This is a genomic window from Winogradskyella sp. J14-2 (genome assembly GCF_001971725.1).
Taxonomy (GTDB): Bacteria; Bacteroidota; Bacteroidia; order Flavobacteriales; family Flavobacteriaceae; genus Winogradskyella.
This window is the reverse complement of sequence record NZ_CP019388.1, coordinates 3,016,656-3,038,028: the sequence shown is the minus strand read 5'-3', so window position 1 is coordinate 3,038,028 and position 21,373 is coordinate 3,016,656. Positions and strand designations below refer to the sequence as shown.

Annotated in this window: 21 protein-coding genes; 13 read left to right on the top strand and 8 right to left on the bottom strand. The window is 33.8% G+C overall.

All coding sequences use genetic code 11. The features are described 5' to 3' along the window. Window positions 1–69: 69 nt before the first annotated feature. Complete coding sequence (locus BWZ20_RS13690) at window positions 70–2,580, top strand: M14 metallopeptidase family protein (RefSeq protein ID WP_076620748.1); 2,511 nt, start codon at window positions 70–72, stop codon at window positions 2,578–2,580. 146 nt (window positions 2,581–2,726) lie between these two features. On the opposite strand, the gene BWZ20_RS13685 is transcribed toward BWZ20_RS13690, so the two are convergent. Then, window positions 2,727–3,068, bottom strand: a complete 342-nt coding sequence (locus tag BWZ20_RS13685) for a tRNA-binding protein (protein ID WP_076620747.1) — start codon at window positions 3,066–3,068, stop codon at window positions 2,727–2,729. A gap of 82 nt (window positions 3,069–3,150) precedes the next feature. Here BWZ20_RS13685 and BWZ20_RS13680 point away from each other — a divergent pair, with 82 nt between their 5' ends. Beyond that, on the top strand, window positions 3,151–3,705 hold the full coding sequence (locus tag BWZ20_RS13680; RefSeq protein WP_076621371.1) for a thioredoxin family protein: 555 nt from the start codon (window positions 3,151–3,153) through the stop codon (window positions 3,703–3,705). Beyond that, window positions 3,702–4,226 carry a GNAT family N-acetyltransferase gene (locus tag BWZ20_RS13675; protein WP_076620746.1) on the top strand — a complete coding sequence of 175 codons (525 nt, stop codon included), beginning with the start codon at window positions 3,702–3,704 and terminating at the stop codon, window positions 4,224–4,226. The genes BWZ20_RS13680 and BWZ20_RS13675 overlap by 4 nt, the downstream gene beginning before the upstream one ends. Before the next feature lie 75 nt (window positions 4,227–4,301). On the opposite strand, the gene BWZ20_RS13670 is transcribed toward BWZ20_RS13675, so the two are convergent. Together BWZ20_RS13670 and BWZ20_RS13665 are read right to left on the bottom strand one after the other, a co-directional pair. Beyond that, on the bottom strand, window positions 4,302–5,030 hold the full coding sequence (locus tag BWZ20_RS13670) for an energy transducer TonB (protein WP_076620745.1): 729 nt from the start codon (window positions 5,028–5,030) through the stop codon (window positions 4,302–4,304). Between the two features lie 92 nt (window positions 5,031–5,122). Continuing rightward, window positions 5,123–7,297: a TonB-dependent receptor gene (locus tag BWZ20_RS13665; RefSeq protein WP_076620744.1), complete on the bottom strand. Its 2,175-nt coding sequence runs from the start codon at window positions 7,295–7,297 to the stop codon at window positions 5,123–5,125. A 154-nt stretch (window positions 7,298–7,451) separates the two neighbouring features. On the opposite strand from BWZ20_RS13665, the gene BWZ20_RS13660 reads away from it, so the two are divergent. Continuing rightward, the gene (locus tag BWZ20_RS13660) at window positions 7,452–8,129 is read left to right on the top strand and encodes a lysoplasmalogenase (RefSeq protein WP_076620742.1); all 678 of its coding nucleotides are present in this window, start codon (window positions 7,452–7,454) and stop codon (window positions 8,127–8,129) included. A gap of 219 nt (window positions 8,130–8,348) precedes the next feature. On the opposite strand, the gene BWZ20_RS13655 is transcribed toward BWZ20_RS13660, so the two are convergent. Then, a complete protein-coding gene (locus BWZ20_RS13655) occupies window positions 8,349–9,620 on the bottom strand; it encodes an NAD(P)/FAD-dependent oxidoreductase (RefSeq protein ID WP_076620741.1) in 1,272 nt (423 codons plus the stop codon). A 125-nt stretch (window positions 9,621–9,745) separates the two neighbouring features. Here BWZ20_RS13655 and BWZ20_RS13650 point away from each other — a divergent pair, with 125 nt between their 5' ends. Together BWZ20_RS13650 and BWZ20_RS13645 are read left to right on the top strand one after the other, a co-directional pair. Continuing rightward, entirely contained in the window at window positions 9,746–10,240 is a 495-nt protein-coding gene (locus BWZ20_RS13650; RefSeq protein WP_076620740.1) for an RNA polymerase sigma factor, read from the top strand. Window positions 10,241–10,244: 4 nt separating this feature from the next. Next, window positions 10,245–10,877: a hypothetical protein gene (locus tag BWZ20_RS13645; protein ID WP_076620739.1), complete on the top strand. Its 633-nt coding sequence runs from the start codon at window positions 10,245–10,247 to the stop codon at window positions 10,875–10,877. A 147-nt stretch (window positions 10,878–11,024) separates the two neighbouring features. On the opposite strand, the gene BWZ20_RS13640 is transcribed toward BWZ20_RS13645, so the two are convergent. Both BWZ20_RS13640 and BWZ20_RS13635 read right to left on the bottom strand, forming a co-directional pair. Further along, the gene (locus BWZ20_RS13640; protein WP_076620738.1) at window positions 11,025–11,825 is read right to left on the bottom strand and encodes a lysophospholipid acyltransferase family protein; all 801 of its coding nucleotides are present in this window, start codon (window positions 11,823–11,825) and stop codon (window positions 11,025–11,027) included. 234 nt (window positions 11,826–12,059) lie between these two features. After that, window positions 12,060–12,701, bottom strand: a complete 642-nt coding sequence (locus BWZ20_RS13635; protein WP_076620737.1) for an NUDIX hydrolase — start codon at window positions 12,699–12,701, stop codon at window positions 12,060–12,062. Between the two features lie 2 nt (window positions 12,702–12,703). Here BWZ20_RS13635 and BWZ20_RS13630 point away from each other — a divergent pair, with 2 nt between their 5' ends. Continuing rightward, complete coding sequence (locus tag BWZ20_RS13630; RefSeq protein ID WP_076620736.1) at window positions 12,704–13,411, top strand: peptidylprolyl isomerase; 708 nt, start codon at window positions 12,704–12,706, stop codon at window positions 13,409–13,411. A 137-nt stretch (window positions 13,412–13,548) separates the two neighbouring features. Here the strand turns inward: BWZ20_RS13630 and BWZ20_RS13625 are convergent, their stop codons facing one another. Both BWZ20_RS13625 and BWZ20_RS13620 read right to left on the bottom strand, forming a co-directional pair. Continuing rightward, window positions 13,549–14,163 (bottom strand): trimeric intracellular cation channel family protein, encoded by a 615-nt coding sequence (locus BWZ20_RS13625; protein ID WP_076620735.1) that lies wholly within the window; start codon window positions 14,161–14,163, stop codon window positions 13,549–13,551. After that, on the bottom strand, window positions 14,163–14,906 hold the full coding sequence (locus BWZ20_RS13620; protein WP_076620734.1) for an RDD family protein: 744 nt from the start codon (window positions 14,904–14,906) through the stop codon (window positions 14,163–14,165). Before BWZ20_RS13620 ends, BWZ20_RS13625 begins: the two co-directional genes overlap by 1 nt. 23 nt (window positions 14,907–14,929) lie before the next feature. On the opposite strand from BWZ20_RS13620, the gene BWZ20_RS13615 reads away from it, so the two are divergent. The 6 genes from BWZ20_RS13615 (at window position 14,930) to BWZ20_RS13590 (ending at window position 21,366) form a co-directional block, all read left to right on the top strand. Further along, window positions 14,930–15,907: a stage II sporulation protein M gene (locus BWZ20_RS13615; RefSeq protein ID WP_076621370.1), complete on the top strand. Its 978-nt coding sequence runs from the start codon at window positions 14,930–14,932 to the stop codon at window positions 15,905–15,907. Next, window positions 15,894–16,835 carry a hypothetical protein gene (locus BWZ20_RS13610; RefSeq protein ID WP_076620733.1) on the top strand — a complete coding sequence of 314 codons (942 nt, stop codon included), beginning with the start codon at window positions 15,894–15,896 and terminating at the stop codon, window positions 16,833–16,835. The genes BWZ20_RS13615 and BWZ20_RS13610 overlap by 14 nt, the downstream gene beginning before the upstream one ends. 58 nt (window positions 16,836–16,893) lie before the next feature. Continuing rightward, window positions 16,894–17,580: a hypothetical protein gene (locus BWZ20_RS13605; protein WP_083677230.1), complete on the top strand. Its 687-nt coding sequence runs from the start codon at window positions 16,894–16,896 to the stop codon at window positions 17,578–17,580. After that, complete coding sequence (locus BWZ20_RS13600; RefSeq protein ID WP_076620730.1) at window positions 17,580–18,773, top strand: DUF4350 domain-containing protein; 1,194 nt, start codon at window positions 17,580–17,582, stop codon at window positions 18,771–18,773. Before BWZ20_RS13605 ends, BWZ20_RS13600 begins: the two co-directional genes overlap by 1 nt. Before the next feature lie 97 nt (window positions 18,774–18,870). Further along, the gene (locus tag BWZ20_RS13595; protein WP_083677229.1) at window positions 18,871–19,932 is read left to right on the top strand and encodes an AAA family ATPase; all 1,062 of its coding nucleotides are present in this window, start codon (window positions 18,871–18,873) and stop codon (window positions 19,930–19,932) included. A gap of 102 nt (window positions 19,933–20,034) precedes the next feature. Further along, window positions 20,035–21,366, top strand: coding sequence for a DUF58 domain-containing protein (locus tag BWZ20_RS13590; protein WP_076620729.1), 1,332 nt, complete (start codon window positions 20,035–20,037; stop codon window positions 21,364–21,366). Window positions 21,367–21,373: the final 7 nt, after the last annotated feature.

The following is a 21,373-nucleotide window of genomic DNA, read 5'->3' as shown; positions in this document are numbered from 1 at the left end:
TATAAAAACCCTGACAAAAATTTGTCAGGGTTTTTTATTTTTAGAACTTAACCAACACCTAATAAGTACATGCAACGTATTGCTTTAGTTTTCTTTTTATTTACCGCTATTCTTTTCTCACAGCCACAAACAGATCTATCATATTATCTACCAGACGGTGTTATATATAATCCTAATATACCAACTCCCAAGAGTATCGTAGGACATGAAGTTGGCGAGTGGCACATTACACACGATAAACTTGTGCAGTATATGCGAGAACTTGCTGAAGTTTCAAATCGTGTAAGTATAGAAGATAGAGGGCAAACTTTTGAAGGCAGGCCATTAATTCTACTAACCATAACCTCACCAAGTAATCATTCTAAGTTAGACCATATAAAAACACAACATATAGAAGCTACCGATATAGACAAGGCTAATTTTAAAGATATGCCCATAGTAGTGTATCAGGGATTTTCTATACATGGTAACGAACCCAGTGGCTCTAATGCAGCACTAGCTCTAGCCTATTATCTCACTGCTGCTGAAGGTTCTAAAATTGAAAATTTACTAGAAAACACTGTAATACTCTTCGACCCTTCATTAAATCCAGATGGTTTACAACGTTTTGCATATTGGGCAAATACTAATCGTGGCATGAATCTTAATGCCGATCCTAACGATAGAGAATTTAGTGAAGTCTGGCCTGGCGGACGCACCAATCACTACTGGTTTGATATGAATAGAGATTGGCTACCTGTACAGTTACCAGAGTCTAGAGCACGTATACAAACATTTCACGAGTGGTTACCTAATATCTTAACCGATCATCATGAAATGGGCACTAATGCGAGTTTCTTTTTTCAACCTGGTATCCCATCACGCACACATCCTTTAACTCCAAAATTAAATCAGGAATTAACAAAAGATATTGCCAAATTTCATGCTAAAGCGTTAGATAAAATAGGCTCTTTATATTATTCTGAAGAAAGTTTTGATGATTTCTATTACGGTAAGGGTTCTACGTTTCCCGATATAAATGGTGGTATTGGTATTTTATTTGAGCAAGCCAGCTCTCGTGGCCATATTCAAGAAAGTGAAAACGGACTTCTTTCATTTCCATTTACTATAAAAAATCAGTTTACGGCTGCACTATCTACGCTTGAAGCGGCAAATGGAATGCGAAAAGAACTATTAGAATATCAACATAATTTTTATAAAAACGCACGTAGAGAAGCTTCAAAAGAAGGAAACAAAGCCATAATCTTTGGTGATGAAAAGGATGCAGCCAAAACCTACCATTTAGCAGAAATCCTTAAACGTCACAAAATAAAATTTCATCATTTAAAATCTGATGTTGGCTTAGATGGTAAAACCTATAAAAAAGGGTATAGTTACGTGATTCCTAAAAACCAAAAGAATACAAGACTCATAAATGCCATGTTTGAAAAGCGCACAACGTTTCAAGATAGTTTGTTTTATGATATTTCTGCATGGACATTTCCTCTTGCATTTAACCTCGATTATGCAGAAACCAGCATGGAAAAGGCCGGCAATATTGTAAATGATTTAAAACATTTACAAGGTGGAGTAAATTCAAAAAGCGAATATGCTTATCTATTTCCTTGGAATGAATATTATGCACCAAAACTTCTAAATTCAATTCTTAAAAAAGGAATTCGTGCCAAGGTAAGCATGAAAAACTTTAAAGCTAATGGAAAGGCTTACGATTATGGTACAATTATGATTCCTGTACAAAATCAAGATATGGATTCTTCTGCTTTGTATGCATTCTTAAATACTGCTGCTCAAGAAAGTCATATTATAATCGACGCAGTATCCACAGGACTAAATGAAGGTATAGATCTCGGAAGCCGAAATTTTAGAGCTTTAGAGCTTCCTAAAATAGCGTTGTTAGTTGGCGATGGAGTCACATCTTATGATGCTGGCGAGATTTGGCATTTGTTGGATAATAGATACGATATCATTCCTACAAAACTAGACACAAAGAACTTTGGCAGAGCTGATTTAAGCAGATACAATACCATTATTATGGTAAATTCTTATTCGGCATTAGACGATGGTAACACTAAAAAGCTAAAGCAATGGTTACAAGATGGTGGTTCTCTTATAGCCTACAGAAATACATTGCGTTGGCTAAATTCTAAAGAATTAATGATGATTAATTTTAAGAAAAGAAAATCACTAAAAGCAAAAACTATATCTTTTGAAGAACGAAGCAATTTTAGAGGAGCACAAGTTATTGGTGGTGCTATTTTTGAAACAACATTAGACCGTTCTCACCCAGTCAATTTTGGATACAAAAATGATAAATTAGCGCTATTTAGAAACACAACATTGTTTATAAAACCGAATAAGAATAGTTATGACAATCCCATTCAATACACCGCAAACCCACTAATGAGCGGTTATATTTCTGAAGAAAATTTAGACAGCTTAAAACAAACCATTCCCTTTAAAACAGGTAGAGTTGGAAGAGGAAAAATCATGGCCTTTACAGATAACACTAATTTTAGAGCGTTTTGGTATGGTACTAATAAATTATTGATGAACGCTATTTTCTTTAGAAATGAGATGTAGTGAGTAGTGAGTAGTGAGTAGTGAGTAGTAAGTAGTGAAACTAAGAATAGCCTAAATCCACAAAAAAGGATGATTCAAAAACTTCTCAACAACCCAACGAACCAACGATTAACCGTTTACGCAATTCCACAGTTAAACATTAAATATCACGATACTTGCGAGCCATTCTTTACCTTACTTTCAGGATGTAATAAAAAAACATCATTTTCTTTTACAGCTCCGACAACGAGACATTCGCTCATAAAATTGGCAATTTGCTTTTTTGGGAAATTTACGATAGCTACAATCTGACGATTTTTTAAATCTTCCTTATTGTACTGCGTTGTTATCTGAGCAGAAGATTTTTTTACACCTAAATCCCCAAAATCTATAGTGAGTTGATAAGCAGGTTTAAGTGCGTTTAAAAAATCATTGACTTCAACAATAGTTCCTACTCTTAAATCTACCTTTGTAAAGTCTTCAAATGTTATTATATTACTTGTTGTCATGCTGAACTTGTTTGGCTAAGCCGAATCTTTGATTTCAGCTTCTTTTAATCCTTTAAATAAACTTCTAAAATACAAAAATATAATGGCTCTAACACCATCAAATATGCTGCCTTTAGGCACAAAGGCTCCAGATTTTAATTTAGTAGATACTAAAGACAATCAAAAAAAATCACTAACCGAACTTAAAGGTAAAAACGGTACTTTGATTATGTTTATTTGCAACCACTGCCCTTTTGTAATTCATGTTAATGAACAATTAGTAAAATTAGCTCAAGATTACGAGTCAAAAGGCATTTATTGCATTGCTATTTCTAGTAATGATGTAGAAAACTATCCACAAGATGGTCCTGATAAAATGAAAACACATGCCGAAGAAAACCACTATCCTTTTCCGTATTTGTATGACGAAACACAAGAAGTAGCAAAAGCTTATGACGCTGCCTGCACACCAGATTTTTTTCTTTTTAATGACGATTTAAAATTGGTATATGCTGGGCAATTGGATGGATCTAGACCAGGAAATGATATTCCTGTTACTGGTGAAGATTTAAGATCTGCTATGGATGCACTTCTAAATAACGACACCATAAACCCTAACCAAAAACCTAGTATGGGTTGCAATATTAAATGGAAATGAACATCAAAATAGAATCAGAACGCCTTTACCTTAGACCAATCAACGAAGACGATGACCAAGACTTCTTTGAGTTAGACTCTAATCCTAGAGTACACGAGTTTTTAGGAAACAATCCAGTAACATCGATTGAAGAATCTCGTGCCTACATTAAAAGCATTTTACAGCAGTATAAAGATTATGGAGTTGGTCGTTTAGCAATGATAAAAAAAGATACGGGTGAGTTTATTGGTTGGTGTGGACTAAAATTTGAACGTGAAGTACGTAAAGGATTTGATTATTATGATTTGGGCTACAGACTTAAAGAGAGATTTTGGGGACATGGTTACGCAACTGAAGCTGCAATTGCGTCTTTAAGCTATGGTTTTAATGATTTAAATCTCAAAGAAATTTGTGCAGCTGCGTATACCAGACATAAAGTTTCTAATATAATTCTTAAAAAAATAGGTTTAAAGCCTTCTGGCACTTTCACTTATGATAATGAACTTTGTAATTGGTACACATTAAAAAACCCAGACCTATAACTAACAGAACCCCTTCTTTCGAAGCGGTTCTGCAATCAATCAAAAACTTATCTAAACCGTCTTTTTAGATGTAATTTATTGTTCTTGTAATTTAAAGTTTATTGGTATGCTATAAGGAACACCTACTGGTTTATTTCGCTGTTTACCTGGTTCCATCTTTGGCAATAAACTTATAATACGTTCTGCTTCGGTCTCCAGCAATTCGTTGGGTCCACGAGTTTGAATCTTAGCTACTTTACCGTACTTATCTATTAAGAAAAACACAAATACTTTGCCTTGTATATCAAGCTCTGCTGCAGTAGGTGGATATCTAAAATGCTTTTGTAAGTGCTCTTGCATTTTTTCTTGAAAACAAGCCTTTAACTCAGCATTATTACCTTTACATCCTGGGAACTGTGGCACTCTTTCTATGACTGCAAATGGCACTTCTACATCTTCCTCTACTTCCACAACTTCTACTTCTTCTACACTTACTACGCGCTCTTCAATAATATCATCCTGACCTACTTCACTACTTTCAACAAAGGTCTCCTCTACTTCTTCCACATCCTCAACTACGGTAATAACCTCTGTAACTAATTGTTTGGGAGGTGGTGGCGGTGGCGGAATATTAATTGTTGTAATAGGAATATCTTCTTCTAACTGCTCTGTCATCATTAAGATATCAGCCTTAACCGTCTCAGTTTCGTAAGTCTTATGTTCTAGTCCTAAGTATGTAAGGAGTAACATTACGTTTAAGCCAACAGCAAAATACAAACTGCTGTTTCGACCTACATTGGCTTTTGGGTTCTTCTTTAATTCCATGACGTTTAATTTTATATTATAAAGTTACCCATCATAAAGCGTAAAACATATGACTTTTGTCATGTTTAAAACCAGCCAGCTACTCTAACATCTTAAAGGTTGTCTAATTGGTTGTCACTTCCGTCTTCACTAATGGTCCAAAAGAAGCCTATAAAAAAGAATTGATCCGTTGCTGGCCGAAATGCCATACGATTAAACTGACCGTTTACATTTGGTGTATTTGAGTATTGATAGCCATTAATATTTCTAAAGCCAAGAACATTGTTTACCGAAAAATATAAGATTTTCTGTTGATCTATTAAATAAGCCCAATTAAGACTTATGCTGTTAAACGGTTTGGTGCGCTCTGCAAGAAACTCATCTGTATTTGGGTTATTGTATGGTCTTCCGGAAGCAAAAGTGTAGTCTATACCGAGTTGACTTTTCCAACTATCTATCCAATACTTACCAACTACTGAAAAATTATGGTTTGATGCAAAATTTGGCTGTGCTGCTACAGGAAAATTCTGATGGTTACGTTCTGTATCTAAGTATGAATAACTTAACCAATAATCTAGATTTTTAACGCTAGTATTGTCTCTCCAAAATAAATCAACACCTTGAGCATAACCATTACCGCTTGTGTTGAAATTGGTATTTATAGTATTGTTTAAGTCGTTATTTAAATTGGTAAAATCACTATCAAACTTTACTAAATTGTCGTAATCTTTTCTGTAGGCCTCAGCTCTAAAAATCTTACCATTATTTACATATTGATAATTAAGAATATACTGTGTTGTTTTTTGAGCTTCTAAATCTTGTTCAAATCTCAAAATATTATTACTTGGATTTTGAAAAAAGTTACCATAGGCTACAGAAAACTGTCCATTCTTAGAACTTTTGTATGCCAAAGCTGCTCTCGGACCTAATTCAGTGTCATTAAAAACTGAACTGTAATCTGCTCGTATACCTGCTTTTAATGCTAATTTTTTAGAAAAAATTACATCAGCCTCGGCAAAGCCTGCAGTTATATTATTCTCAAAACCATAAGACACATTAAAGGAATCGTCTTTAAAATTTTCGTTATAGCCAGTTATGAACTGTTCGGCACCAAAACTCACTTTAAAACGACTGCTAAATCGTTTTTTTAATTTTAGCTTTAAATGTGCTGAATTCTCAAAGCTATTAATAGCAATAGTCTCGATACCATTCTTAGAATCATCATGCGTAAAACTCAATCCAGTTTGTATTGACCAACTATTTCCTAGAACACCTTTGTATGAGGAATTAAGGTAAAAATTTCTGTTGTTTAAGCTAAAGTTTAAGCCGTCCTCAAAATTGATATCTTGTTGTGTCAATTCAAAATCTGTTGTATCAAAAGCAGAGTAGAATTTAAAAAGACCATTGTTTAATTTTCTTCTAAATACCATTTCGCCTTGAGCTGCCTGGAATGGCTTCTGAAATGTGTTTCTGTTATCAAAGATTTCAAAATATGGTGCAAGATTAATGTATGATGCATTAAAGCTTAATGAAGACTTTTCCCATTTTTGTGTATTTCCTAGCGTAGCACCAACACTCATAATGCCAATATCGGTTTTTTCTTGGTCGGGTTCGTCTATTGTATTTAACAACAATACACTAGATAAAGCTTGGCCGTACTCAGCAGAATAGCCACCTGTTGAGAAGGTTATACCATCAAATAAAAATGGCGAGTAGCGTCCGCGAGCAGGTAGATTGTTGGTAGTAGGAGTAAATGGTGTAAACACACGTATACCATCGATAAAAATCTGGGTTTCGTTGGCATCACCTCCTCGCACAAACAAACGACCATCTTCTGCATTGTTAGAAGTACCAGGAAGCGTTTGTAATGCACCGACAAAATCACCAAGAGCACTAGCTGTAGTTACCACATCTAGTGGTTTTAATACCGAGACTTTACTATTGTCATTAGCTTCAAAAGTACCTGCACTCAAAACTACCGTATCTAACGATTCTACATCTTCTCTTAAAACAACAGATACATTATTAAAATTTGAAACATCATTCACAATGGTTTTTGTTTCATACGATAAAAAAGAAATCACCAAAGCTTGCGTTCCGGTTTCTTCGGTCGTAAATGAAAATTGCCCATCTACGTTAGAGGTTGCACCATCATAAGTTCCGTCGAGATAAATATTTGCTCCCTCAATAGGTCGTTTTTTGTTATCCAATACCTTTCCTGAGATCGTGGTCTGAGCAAAGCTTAGGTTAATGAGACATAAAACTATTAGTGTAATTAATTTGTTCATTTTTCTTGTGCTGAATTTAGTTCAGTATGACTGATTTGATTTATCTTGTTTTGATGTGACAAACTTCAATCATTATGATCTATTACTAAATTCTATGTTACTGAGTTGTAATTTTTAAAGGACGAATTGAATATTTTTAATTAATTTCAAAGTCATGAAACTAACCAACACTGAGAAACAATTTAGTATTCTATACTCCATAATTGTACTTTTTGAAATTATAACAGGAAGTACAAGAACCTTAGAAATAGTACATTATATAGCTAAACCTGCTATAGTCTTCAGCTTAATGTTCCTATTTATCAAAACGTCTGGAAGCATTTCAAAATCTATAAAACGGATTACGCTTTTGGCATTAGGATTTTCGGTTTTGGGTGATATTCTATTAATGTTTGTAGATCAATCACCACACTTTTTTACCATTGGGCTAGTTGCTTTTTTGTTAGCACATGTAATGTACATCCTTGTATTTTTAAAACATAGAAATAACCAAAAGCCAATTATAGGCTTTGTGATACTGCTATTAGCTTATGCTTCAGGACTATTCTATTTGTTAAAAGATGGTTTGGGAGAAATGCTTATTCCTGTAATTGTCTATATGGTTGTAATTTTGAGCATGGCAACCACAGCATTTATGAGAAAAGGCAAGGTAAACAACCTCAGTTACAATCTGGTTTTTGTTGGTGCTATTTTCTTTATGATTTCTGATAGCATTTTAGCATTGAACAAATTCTATGAGCCACTACCCTTTTCTAACATAAGTATTATGCTAATTTATGCATTGGCGCAGTTTTTTATTGTGATAGGAATTTTAAAGTTGAAAAGGAGTTAAGACTCACGACTTTAGTATTTTAAAAATATGTTTTAATTGATGCGTCAATTCGAGTGGATTTTTCGATTGAAATGAGAAAAATTTGTACTTCGACGTAGCTCATCAGCAGAATTATCGAGAATTAGAATTATATCAATTAAAAAAGTTCTCGATACGATTCCTCGTACCTCAGAATCACTCGAACTGACAAATTTTATTAAGATAAAAACGGTTTAAACTCTACCTCTTAAACGGTCTAATGATGAGTCTTGCTGCTTTGTCAAAATTAATGTAGTTATACGTCCAGTTGAAGAATACAATGACTCTATTTCTAAAACCTACTAAAGACATAAGATGTACAAACATCCAAATGAACCATGCGAAAAAACCACCAAATTTAAAGGCTTTTAAATCTACAACAGCTTTATTTCTACCAATTGTGGCCATGGACCCTTTATCGTTGTAAACAAAGGATTTCATTGGCTTATTATTAATTAATCTCAGTAGATTTTTCCCTAACAAAATGCCTTGCTGTATAGCTGGTTGTGCTACTTGTGGATGGCCTTTAGGGTAATCTTCAGAAGTCATTTGTGCTATATCTCCAATGGCAAAAATATTGTCATAACCTTCAACTTGATTAAATTCGTTAACCTTGTATCTGTTGGCACGTTCTACCAAAGCAGAAGCATTTAAACCATTGACTGGAGCACCAGTGACACCAGCTGCCCATATCAAAGTTTCAGATTGTAATTGTAAATCTGTGTTTGTCGATACCTCTAACCCATCATAATCTGTAACTTGCGTATTGCAATGCACGTTGACACCTAAAGTTTTTAAGAACTTTTCTGCCTTTTCGGAAGCGTGCTTACTCATTGGAGGTAATACTCTTGTTGAGCCTTCAAGCAAATGAATATGCATATCATTAGCATTAAGATCATGATAATCTCTTGGCAAAATATTATTCTTTAATTCTGCAATGGCACCAGCCAGTTCTACACCTGTTGGTCCGCCACCTACAATTACAAAATTAAGATAGGCTTCACGCTCTTCTTTAGTATTTGCAATAGCAGCTTTTTCAAAATTTTGAAGAATTAAGCTTCTAATATTTAATGCCTGAGGCACTGTTTTCATTGGCATACTGTTGTTTTCAATCTCGTTGTTTCCAAAAAAATTGGTTTTTGTTCCCGTTGCCAACACTAAGTAATCAAAAGTTAAATCTCCAATACTGGTTTTAATATTTTTTTGTTCTGGCTGTATTTCATTTACCTCAGCCAATCTAAAAAATGAGGTCTTGTGCTTTTTTATAATTTTCCTCAAAGGATAAGCTATAGAGTCTGGCTCCAATCCAGAACTAGACACTTGATATAAAAGTGGTTGAAATGTATGATAGTTATGCTTATCTATAAGCACAACCTGTAACTTTTTATTCGCTAAGGTTTTTGCTAAATTTATGCCAGCAAAACCACCACCAACAATGACAATTCTTGGTAAATTAGACTCAGGTATATTCATAAAAAACAGAGGTTAAAGGACACTCACAAAGATACGGTTTAAGGTACGTAAATGATACTTTATTAATATTTGTGTAACAATAATTAAAATTGAGCTACTTATAGTTAACTAACCAAAACGATTAATTGAACAAAGAGCTAGAACATAGTTTTGTAGAGCAGTTGCAAAAGCATCAAAACATTGTGCATAAGGTATGCCGTTTGTATACCAACAATGCTGATGCGCACAACGATTTGTTTCAGGAAATCACTATACAATTGTGGAAAGCCTATCCTAAGTTTAGAGGCGACTCAAAATTTAGTACATGGATGTACCGTGTGGGATTAAATACAGCGATTACGTTGTATAGAAAATCGAAACGGAGAATTAAAACACAAGAGTTTGATAACGTTAAGTTTAAGATAAAAGCTGAGGAGTACGACGATACAGAAGAACAACAATTAAAGTTAATGTATGAAGCCGTACAACAACTAAATGACATTGAAAAAGCCTTAGTTTTTTTATACTTAGAAGATAAAGATTACAGGGAAATAAGTGAAACCCTTGGTATAACCGAAGTTAATGCACGCGTAAAAATGAACCGTGTAAAAAAGAAATTAAGAACAATATTAAATCCGTAAACTTATGGATGAATTAGAATTATTAAAGAAGGATTGGAACAAAGGAAGTGATGAGTTTAAAAACTATTCAGATTCTGATATCTACCCAATGTTGCACAAAAAATCATCATCTATTGTAAAAACCTTGTTTCACATTAGTGTTGCTGAGCTTATTTTTTGGATCCTTGTTAGTTACGTTCCGTATTTCTTTTCAGACAAAATGCGAGCAAAATTAGAAGCCAGCTATGAAAACCCTCTTTTTACAGGATTAACTATTTTTGGGTTTGCGGTGGTTGCATTATTTGTATATCTACTTTACAAATCGCATAAGTCCATATCTACTACAGATAATGCCAAAAAATTAATGGAGAGTATTCTTAGAACAAGAAAAGTCATTAAGTACTACGTATTGTATAATCTTGTTATGATCTTTATTTCTATACCACTTTCGCTTTATTTTGAATTCAATCAAAACTCAGATTTTCATGATCAGGTAGCTGCTTTTGACGCAACTCAAATGTCAATTTTAGTAGTAATAACAATATTGATAACAGCCGTTTTCTTAGTTATTATATGGCTGTTTTATAAGCTTATCTATGGTATTCTATTAAAACGCCTTAACAGAAACTACAATGAGTTAAAAAAGCTGGAAGTTTAGATTATTAGAGTTTTAGACTTGTTAGACAAGTATTGCATAAACAAGCTTAAGTATCCACTGCCTACTGTCTACTGTCTACTGTCTACTGTCTACTGTCTACTGTCTACTGTCTACTGTCTACTGTCTACTGTCTACTGTTTACTAAATCTACCAATCCCTAAGCTCTTTGTTTAAGCGCTCTTTTTCCTCTAATTCTTCTTGCGGAATTACCTTTAGAAACGAAGGATGCTGCTCAATAGCATATTCAATTTTTTCTACGATATCTGCAATAGATTCGTTGTCATAATCTATTTCTAGAGGTTGTTTAATTTCAAAAGATTGATAGATATTCTTCTTCTTAATGCGTAATCCCTTTTTATCAAAAGAGCGTCTAAAACCATCAATAACAATAGGCACAACTAAAGGTTTGTATGTTTTTATAATATGAGCTGTACCCTTTCTAATGGGTTTAAAAGGTGTCGTGGTCCCTTGCGGAAACGTAACCACCCAACCATCATCAAGCGCTTTTTTAATATTGGTGATATCGCTCATCTTTACTTGGCGATTTACATCTTGCCCTTTAGATCTCCATGTTCTTTCAATGCTTATAGAACCAGTGTATGCAAAAATCTTAGGTATAAGTCCCGATTTCATAGTTTCCTTAGCAGCAACATAATACATATTTAGCTTAGGATTCCATAAATAACCAACATTTTTAATATTATCTAATCGTCCACTAAGACTGGCATTAAACACATGAAACATAGCTATAACATCTGCAAAGTATGTTTGATGGTTAGATATAAATAGCACATTGGTATCTGGTAAGTTTTTTATAATTTCAGAACCTTCAATCTGTAACTCGTTAAAACCTCTAAAACGTCTATGCGTTAAAAGGCCTAAGATTCTGATTAACCATTTTTTTACCCAAAGTATATGACCAAAAGGATTTTTTTTGAATAATCCCATTATAAATTTTTATTTTTTAACGAGGCTTTAATGAAATTCGTCATTTCGGGTGTATTTTACGATTGAACCTGAGCAAAATATGTATCGAGAAAAAGAATTTTATCTAACAAGTTCTCGATTCAATTTTGTTTCCAATCTATTTTGGAAACAAAACCACGCAAACTGACAATAAAATATTTGATTAAAGTATCTTACCGTTATGTTCGTTCATGCAAAAGTAACAAATAAGACAACTTATAAAACCTGTTTTAACAAGTCTTTGATTTCACCTAGCATCATAGCTGTTGCTCCCCAAACAATATGGCCGTTTAAATTAAATGCTGGTACATCTACCCTAACGTTTAAGGAGGTGGGTACATTGGTGGTTATTACGTTACGTTCATCTAGAAAATCTTGTAACCGTACTTGGAGAATATCCTCTACTTCGTCATCTTGTTTTACGAATTTTGGTGTAGCATTCAAAAGCCCTAAATAAGGATGCACCATAAAATTACTAGGCGGAATGTACAAGGGAGAAATGGTCTTAATTACATTTATTGTATCCATTGGCACACCAACCTCTTCTTCTGTTTCTCGCAGTGCTGTTACCATTAAATTATCATCGCCTTCCTCATACTTACCACCAGGAAAACCAACTTGGTTAGAATGTACTCCTTTGTATGTTTTTCTAAGAATTAACACCAAATTAGTCTCTGCTTTTAGATCTGGGTAAAACAAAGCCATTACACCTGCTGTCTTAGCTGTTTTGGCTTTCGCTTTCATATGCTCGGCCAATTCTAATCGGTAAGGTGGAGACATTTTGGCATGCGATTGTTCGCCAAAAAGCTCTAGATGTTTTATTTTTACTACAGATTTAGAAAACGTATTAAAGTGCATTTATGAGATTTCAATTACTGTTTATAATCGTTCTTTTTTTATGGAACTGTGAAGATAAACAAACTTCAAAAAATTCTAACACTACGGTTGTAAAAGATACCATAACTACTAAAGCGAAGCCAATAACAAAAAAGAAAGCAAAAAAGTCATCAGAATTTCCTGTACTTACCGATGCCAATGCCATGGAGTTCTTCTTAGAGTACGACAAAGAACATAAAGAAAATAAGGTGAGAGTCACGACAGACTTTGGTTCTTTTGATATACTGCTTTACGATAAAACCAAATTTCATCGTTCTAATTTTATCTACCTCACAAAACGTAAATATTTTAATGGCACTCAATTTTACAGAGTAATTAAGGACTTTGTTGTACAAGGTGGTAGCAGTGATGCTTTAGATCTGTACAAAAAACGACGAAAAATAGGACACTATCTGCTGCCACCAGATACCAAACGTGGCTATACGCACCAACGCGGTTCTGTTTCGATGCCTAGCAGCGAAATTGAAAATGCTTATAAACTCGCCTCACCATTTCAGTTTTTTATTGTAATAAATAGAGAACGCGCCAAACACTTGGATGGTGATTATACGGTTTTTGGTGAAGTTATAAGAGGTATGGATGTTGTAGATAAAATTAATGCTGTAAAAACCGATGAAGGAGATTGGCCACTAAAAAATGTCTACATCAAAAAGGTAGAGATTATAGAATAACTAAGTAGTTTATTAAGCTACTTTTAATAGCCTCTAATATAATGGTATGCATTCTATACCTTATATGCGCTTGCCTTCACTGAGCGAAGTCGAAGTGTCAAAGTGTAGCTTCAGAATATCAATAGACTAATTTTAATCTACTTTGATGTGTCCTTATACAAACTCGGTAAACTCACCTTAAAGCGCACAGCTATTAATCTTATAACAATGACAACCAAACCTGCTATGATAAAAAGGTAGTTTTCATCTTGCAGAAAAATGCGCATTAAAAAATAACTGAGTCCGCCAACAATACAAGCAGTCGCATAAATTTCCTTTCTAAATATTACCGGAATTTCGTTGCACAAAATATCTCTGGTAACACCACCAAAACAAGCGGTCATAGTTCCAAGTGCAATGCAAATTATTGGGTGCAATCCTGCTACTAGACCTGTTTCTATACCAACAACAGTGTAAAGCCCAATACCAATAGTATCGAACAAAAAGAGAGAACGTCGCAGATGTTTTAGGTAATTTCTAAACACTATAGCGAAGATGGTTGAAGCAATAATAACGTATACAAAAGTCATGTTTCGCATCCAAGACACTGGCTCTACACCTACCATGATGTCACGCAACGTTCCGCCACCAACAGCCGTGACAAAAGCAATGATTAACACACCAAACGGATCCATACGTTTATGCATAGCCACAAGTACACCAGATATGGCAAAGGCTATGGTTCCTAATATGTCTAAGGTTTGAAAAAACATTACATGCTTTGAGTGTAGTAATTATAATCCTTCAAAATGGTATCAATAAATTGTATATCATTTTGGTTGTATTCTTTGAGCTCAATAACCTCAATAATCTTTTCTCGCAACTTAATAAGAGTCTCATAATCTCGTGCTGCTTTAGCTCTCGTATAGGTCTCTTTAATGATACGCGCATCATTATCAGATAGTTTTATAACATTAGGATAGGTTGGCACATAATCATCTTCTAATTCTTCTAAAATGGTATGGCTAATGTTTATATTATTCTTGAGCGTAATTACCGAAGTACCAGCAGTCATGTCACCTAAACGTTGACTTTTTTTGCTCGTAGTAATAGTAATGAGTGCCACTATCCCTGAAGCCATATTTAAATCTATGATTCTAAAAAACCATCGCACTAAATAATCATAAATAGAAGCCTGATAACCGTCAATCTTAACCACTTTAATCTTCATGATGCGTTTACCAATGGTTTGCCCATCTAAAAACGTTTCAAAAATTAATGAGTAAAAAATGACAGGTAGATAAAACGTTAGAATAACAGCAATAATAGACCACATATCCATACCTTCAAGTGCATTATTTATCTCAAAAGCGTTAAAGAAAATCTGGTATGTTACTACAATATAGGCCAGCTTTATTATAAGATCTATAAGGTATGCCAAGATGCGCTCTCCCACACTTGCGGCAACAAAATTTATATTAACGTTTTGTGTGGTATTTATTTGTAACTCTACCATTAATTATGTTAATTTGGTTCTCTATGAGAGAAGTCGCATTTATTAAGCAAAATAAACAAAAATGGCTCAATTTTGAAAAGGCTATTTTTGGGAAGCAACTAAAAAATCCTGATGAACTTGCGTCGCTCTATATTCAACTTGTAAACGATTTGTCTTATGCTCAAACCTATTATCCCAAAAGTAAGACAATTCTATATTTAAATAATCTTACAGCACGAGCATTTCAAAAAATATATAAAACAAAGCGCGAAGACACTAACAGATTTGTGCATTTCTGGAAAACAGAAGTACCACTCATTGTCTATGAATACAGACGTTATGTTTTATACGCCTTTATAATTGCTTTTAGCTTTATAGCTATTGGTGTGCTTTCTGCGGCTTATGACGATGCCTTTGTACGTTTAATCTTAGGTGATGCTTATGTTAACCAAACCCTAGAAAATATTGAAGCTGGTGATCCTGTGGCTATATATAAAAGCGGAAGCAATTGGGGAAGTTTTATAGGTATAACACTAAACAACCTCTATGTAGGCATACAGGCATTTTTATATGGTGTCTTTGCTGGTTTGGGCACGGTCTATGTGATGCTTCATAATTTTATTATGGTAGGGTCGTTTCAGTATTTCTTTTATCAGGAAGGTGTGCTATGGGAAAGTGTTAGAGGCATTTGGATTCATGGTTCTATGGAAATTTTTGCCATTGTTATAGAAGGTGCTGCAGGTCTCATCCTTGGTGCCAGTATACTGTTTCCTAAAACATACTCTAGAATAATCTCTTTTAAAATGGGAGTAAAAAACGGAGTAAAAATTTTAATAAGTACATTTCCTTTTACCATTGCTGCTGGGTTCTTAGAAGGTTATGTTACACGCTACTCTAATACAATGCCAAACTGGTTGAGTGTTGGTATTATTTTAAGTACCTTAAGTTTAATCTCATTTTACTATTTAGTATATCCCTTCGTGGTAAACAACAAATTAAAAAAGGCACATGCAACTTTATAAATCGAGAAGTTTTGGAGAGTATTTTCAAGATACGTTTTCATTTTTAAGACAAAATGGGAAGCATCTCTACAAGAATTTTTTCATCATCAATGGCATCTTTATTCTTATACTCCTGGTATTGGGATATTTCTTCAGCAATTTCTACACAGAAGTTGTTTTTGGTGGGCTTACTAATAATAATACTAACGCAATAGAAGATTACATGAACCAAAATGCAACTACAGTTGTAGTCTTCGTTTTACTCTTTGTAACCATTGGTTTGGTCTCTGCGGTAATATCTTATGCATTTGTCCCTATTTATTTAAAACTTTACGCTAAAAACGACGGTAAGCATTTTAATGCATCAGATATTATAACCGAATACAAAGCAAATACTGGTAATATCATCATCTATCTACTCTGTGCTATACTAGTTGCAATACCTATTTTGATTATAGCAGGGATTGTAAGCTTTGTTTTAGCCATAACTATTATTGGCTTTTTGCTTTTACCTTTAGTTTTAGGAGCCGTGAGTTTGTTTTATCAAGGAACATTGATGGAATATATTGAAAACAAAAAAAGCATATGGGCTAGCTTTGGCTATTCTTGGACGCTAATGAGTTCTAAATTCTGGGCTGCTATTGGTTGTGTTGGATTGTTTTTTTTAATGAGCTACATAGTGCAAAACATTATTGTTATGATACCGTATTTTATATTCATTGTAGATATGTTTACAAACATAGAGTCTGGTACAGTTGCTACCTCTCAAGAAATAAGTAAATCTGCAACGGTAATGTTGGTGCTTATATTCTTACTTTCGTATCTACTTGGTTTATTTTTAAATATAATTGTACAGATAAATCAAGGGATTGTTTTCTATAGCCTTAAAGAAGATGCAGAAAATATTAACACTAAAAGCGATATTGACTTTATAGGATCTGGTGAGTAAGCTAAAGTATCTATATATTATTTTTTTATGCTTCGGGATTACATCGAGCGCATACGTTTTGCCACCTACCAAAATACTGAATACTATAGTACAAGATAGTGTATATGAAGATAAAGAACCTATTGAAAAGCGTAGCTACGAAGATTTAAAAGACAAATATTCTGGAAACGATTTTATCTACGAACGCGCGTCTAATAATGATGGCTGGTGGACGCGTTTTAAGCAATGGTTATCAGATTTTTTCAAGAATCTGTTTGATATTAATACCGATGCAAAAGCAGCAGATGTTACAGACATAATTTTAAAAATATTCTACGTCGTTATTTTTGTTTTGGTGGTGTTTTTCATTGTAAAAGCCATTATAAACAAAGAAGGGAAATGGGTTTTTGGTAAATCCTCAGATAAAAGTATTATACCTATTACAGATGTTGAAAGTAATATTTACGAAGCAGATTTTAAGGCACTTATAGCTTCAGCCGAAAGTGAAAACAATTATCGTTTAGCCATTAGATACTACTATTTGTATCTTTTGAAAAACCTTTCTCAATCTGGCATTATAGAGTATGATGTAGAAAAGACCAATAGCGATTACTACTACGAAATAGCTTCAGAACAACTAAAAAAAGAATTTTCGTATACATCGTATTTGTACAATTACATTTGGTATGGTGAGTTTGATATCGATCAGGTTCAGTTCAAAAAAGCAAAAACAGCGTTTAATCAATTTTTAGATTCCGTAAACTAATGAACAGAACCCTAAAAATATATATCGCCATTTTAGTACTGCTTTTTATTGGCATTGTTGTTATAGAATTCTCTACTCCACAACCTGTTAACTGGCAAAAAACTTACAACGAAAAGCACAAAATTCCTTTTGGTACTTATATTTTTTATGAGGAATTAGAGGCATTATTTCCTGAGAGCAACATAAAAGATATTAAACGAACTCCTTATGAATATTTTAATGATTATTACGATTGGGAAGACTCTACATATTATGCCACAGGAACATATATGCTCATAGATGAGCGTCCGCAGCTCGACAATACATCAGCCCAAGAATTACTAGATTTTGCCTCTTTTGGCAATGACATCTTCATTTCTGCTAATTATTTTCCAGATCGTTTAAAAGATACCCTTGGTTTTGAAACCGACAACAAATACAGTTTCTCAGGAAAAGCCAATTTAACGTATACAAATCCTTCATTTAGAAACGACAGTATTACCATAGAAAAAGGCTTAAGTAACATCTATTTTTCTAAAATAGATACAACTTACACAAGCGTTTTAGGCTATCAGAAATTTGGTGATTCGTCTTATACTAATTTCATCAAAACATCTTGGGGACAAGGTTATTTTTATATTCACTTACAACCAGCAGTTTTCACCAACTACCAACTATTAAAAAAAGACAACAAAAAGTATGCTGCCGCTTCAATGTCTTACATAGGAGATGAAACGATATACTTTGACTCCAGAAACAAATTAAACGCTACAGAGAGCAGCTCACCGTTGCGCTTTATTCTCAGTCAACCAGCATTACGCTGGGCTTGGTATCTCGTATTAATAACAATACTTATTTTTATAATATTTAATGCAAAACGAAAGCAACGCATTGTTGGCGTAATAAAGCCTTTAAAAAATACAACTGTAGATTTTACTAAAACCATTGGTAACCTCTATTACGAAACCAAAGACCATAACAATCTTATAGAAAAGAAAATTACCTATTTTCTAGAATATATAAGACGTGTCTATTATTTAGACACTCAAATATTAGATGATAAGTTTGTAAAAAATCTGTCATTAAAATCTGGAAAAGACCAAAAAGACATTAAAAAATTAGTAAACAAAATCGCTCATTTAAAATCTAAATCTAATTGTACAGAAGACGATTTACTACAACTAAACAAAGCGATAGAAGATTTTTATAAATAAACAACTATGGAAGCCCGTAATGGGCATTTGGCAAACGATGCTATTGCCTATTAACCAATATAATAACTGAACAGAATGTTCTTAAAAAATAAAATTGATGACAGACATAAATAACGAACTAAACGAAAATACCGAACAGAATAAGCCTGAAGAACTAACAAATTCTACAGCAGAAACAAATGCTGAAGACATTAGCTTTAGCAACAGAATAGATCTTTCTGAACTCAAAGATGGTATTGCCTTAATTAAGACCGAAATAGAGAAGGTCATAGTTGGCCAGAAGGAAATGATTGATATGCTCATAGCTTCAATCTTAGCCAATGGTCATTCGCTTATAGAGGGTGTTCCTGGTGTAGCCAAAACCATATCTGCTAAACTATTAGCAAAATCCTTAGATATAGATTTTAGTCGAATTCAGTTTACACCAGATTTAATGCCTAGCGATATTTTAGGAACGTCAGTGTTTAACATGAAAACTTCAGAGTTTGAGTTTAAAGAAGGTCCTATTTTCTCTAATATGATTCTTATTGATGAGATTAACAGAGCACCAGCAAAAACGCAAGCTGCGTTGTTTGAGGTAATGGAAGAACGCCAAATAACCATAGACGGCAATAAGTTTAAAATGGATTTACCGTTTATTGTTCTCGCTACCCAAAATCCAGTAGAACAAGAAGGGACTTATCGTTTGCCAGAAGCTCAGTTAGATCGATTTCTTTTTAAAATAGACATCGATTACCCAAATCTAGACGAAGAAATAGAGATTTTAACCAGAGAACAAAATCTAAAAGGTGATGTAAAAACAGATCAGATCGCAGCACATCTTTCTAAAGCACAAATTAATAAGTTTCAAAACCTTGTAGAACAAGTCCGTATTGAGTCGCACTTGCTAAAATACATCGCAGATATAATTGTTAATACACGTAACAATCCATTTTTATATTTAGGTGCCTCACCAAGAGCATCTATTGCAATATTAAGAGCTAGTAAGGCCTTTGCTGCAATGAGCGGAAGAGATTTTGTTACACCAGAAGACATAAAACGTGCTGCAATTCCTGTTTTGCAACATCGTGTTATAGTAACACCAGAACGCGAGATGGAAGGCATTACCACAAAACAAATTATTAAGCAGATCATTGAAGCTGTAGAAATTCCGAGATAAATCAGTAGACAATAGACAGTAGATAAAAATAAGTTTAAAAAGACCGAAGCTTGAGCCAGAAGCTAAAAGAAAGGCAAATTCCTAATTACCAAACACTAAATCTTGAAACGACTTAAACCATTTTACTTACAAAACAGATTCTTCTATGCCTGTATTGGCATTATCATTCTGTTTGTATTTAGTTTTATTTTTCCTAGACTATTTAATATTGTTAAGCTTCTTTTATTACTTCTTATAACACTTACAGTATTGGATATTATAATACTATTTACTGCAAAAAATGGTGTAAAAGGAGAACGTATAGTACCCGAAAAGTTTTCAAATGGAGATGAAAATCCTGTGAGATTAATTATTCAGAATTTCTACACGTTTAGTGTTTTTATCAATATTATAGATGAAATACCCGAACAGTTTCAGGCTAGAGACTTTAGCATTAACAGAAAATTAAATGCCTCTAGTGCGTCTGAACTAGAATATAAATTAAGACCAACTGAACGAGGCGAATATCATTTTGGCAAACTCAATATCTATGTCACCTCCGTTTTTGGACTGATAGCCAGACGGTTTTGGTACAACGAGGCTGCAATGGTACCCACCTATCCTAGCTTTATACAATTGCGTAAGTACGATTTACTAGCTATAAGCAATAATCTGCATCAATATGGTATAAAAAAAATTAGAAAGATTGGTCATACCATGGAGTTTGAGCAAATAAAAGACTATGTGCTTGGTGATGATTTAAGAACCATTAACTGGAAAGCTACCGCAAAGCGAAACCAATTAATGGTCAATCAATTTCAGGATGAAAAATCGCAACCCATCTACTCAATCATAGATAAAGGCAGAGTAATGAAAATGCCTTTTGAAGGTTTGTCGCTTTTAGATTACGCTATAAATGCCGCTTTGGTAATATCTAATGTTGCCTTAAAAAAACATGACAAAGCAGGTATTTTGGCCTTTTCTAAAAAAGTTGAAAATATAGTTGTTGCGGAACGAAGAACATCTCAAATGAATCTAATTTTAGAAACGCTATACAACGTAAGTACCGATTTTTTTGAAAGTGACTACAGCAGATTATACGCAGATGTTAAACGAAACATCACACATCGAAGCTTAATGCTGCTCTACACAAATTTTGAAACTTTAGACAGTTTGCACAGACAACTACCCTATTTAAAGGGTATTGCAAAAAATCATCTTTTGGTGGTAGTATTCTTTAAAAATACAGAACTCAATTCATTAATATCAGAGCCAGCCGAAACCGTACAGCAAGCCTACGACAAAGTTATTGCCGAAAAATTTGCTTTCGAAAAACGATTGATTGTTAATGAACTTCAGAACTATGGTATTCAGTCTATTTTAACCGAACCAGAGCATTTAACTATTAACACCATCAATAAGTATTTAGAGATAAAGGCACGTGGCTTACTCTAAGACAACT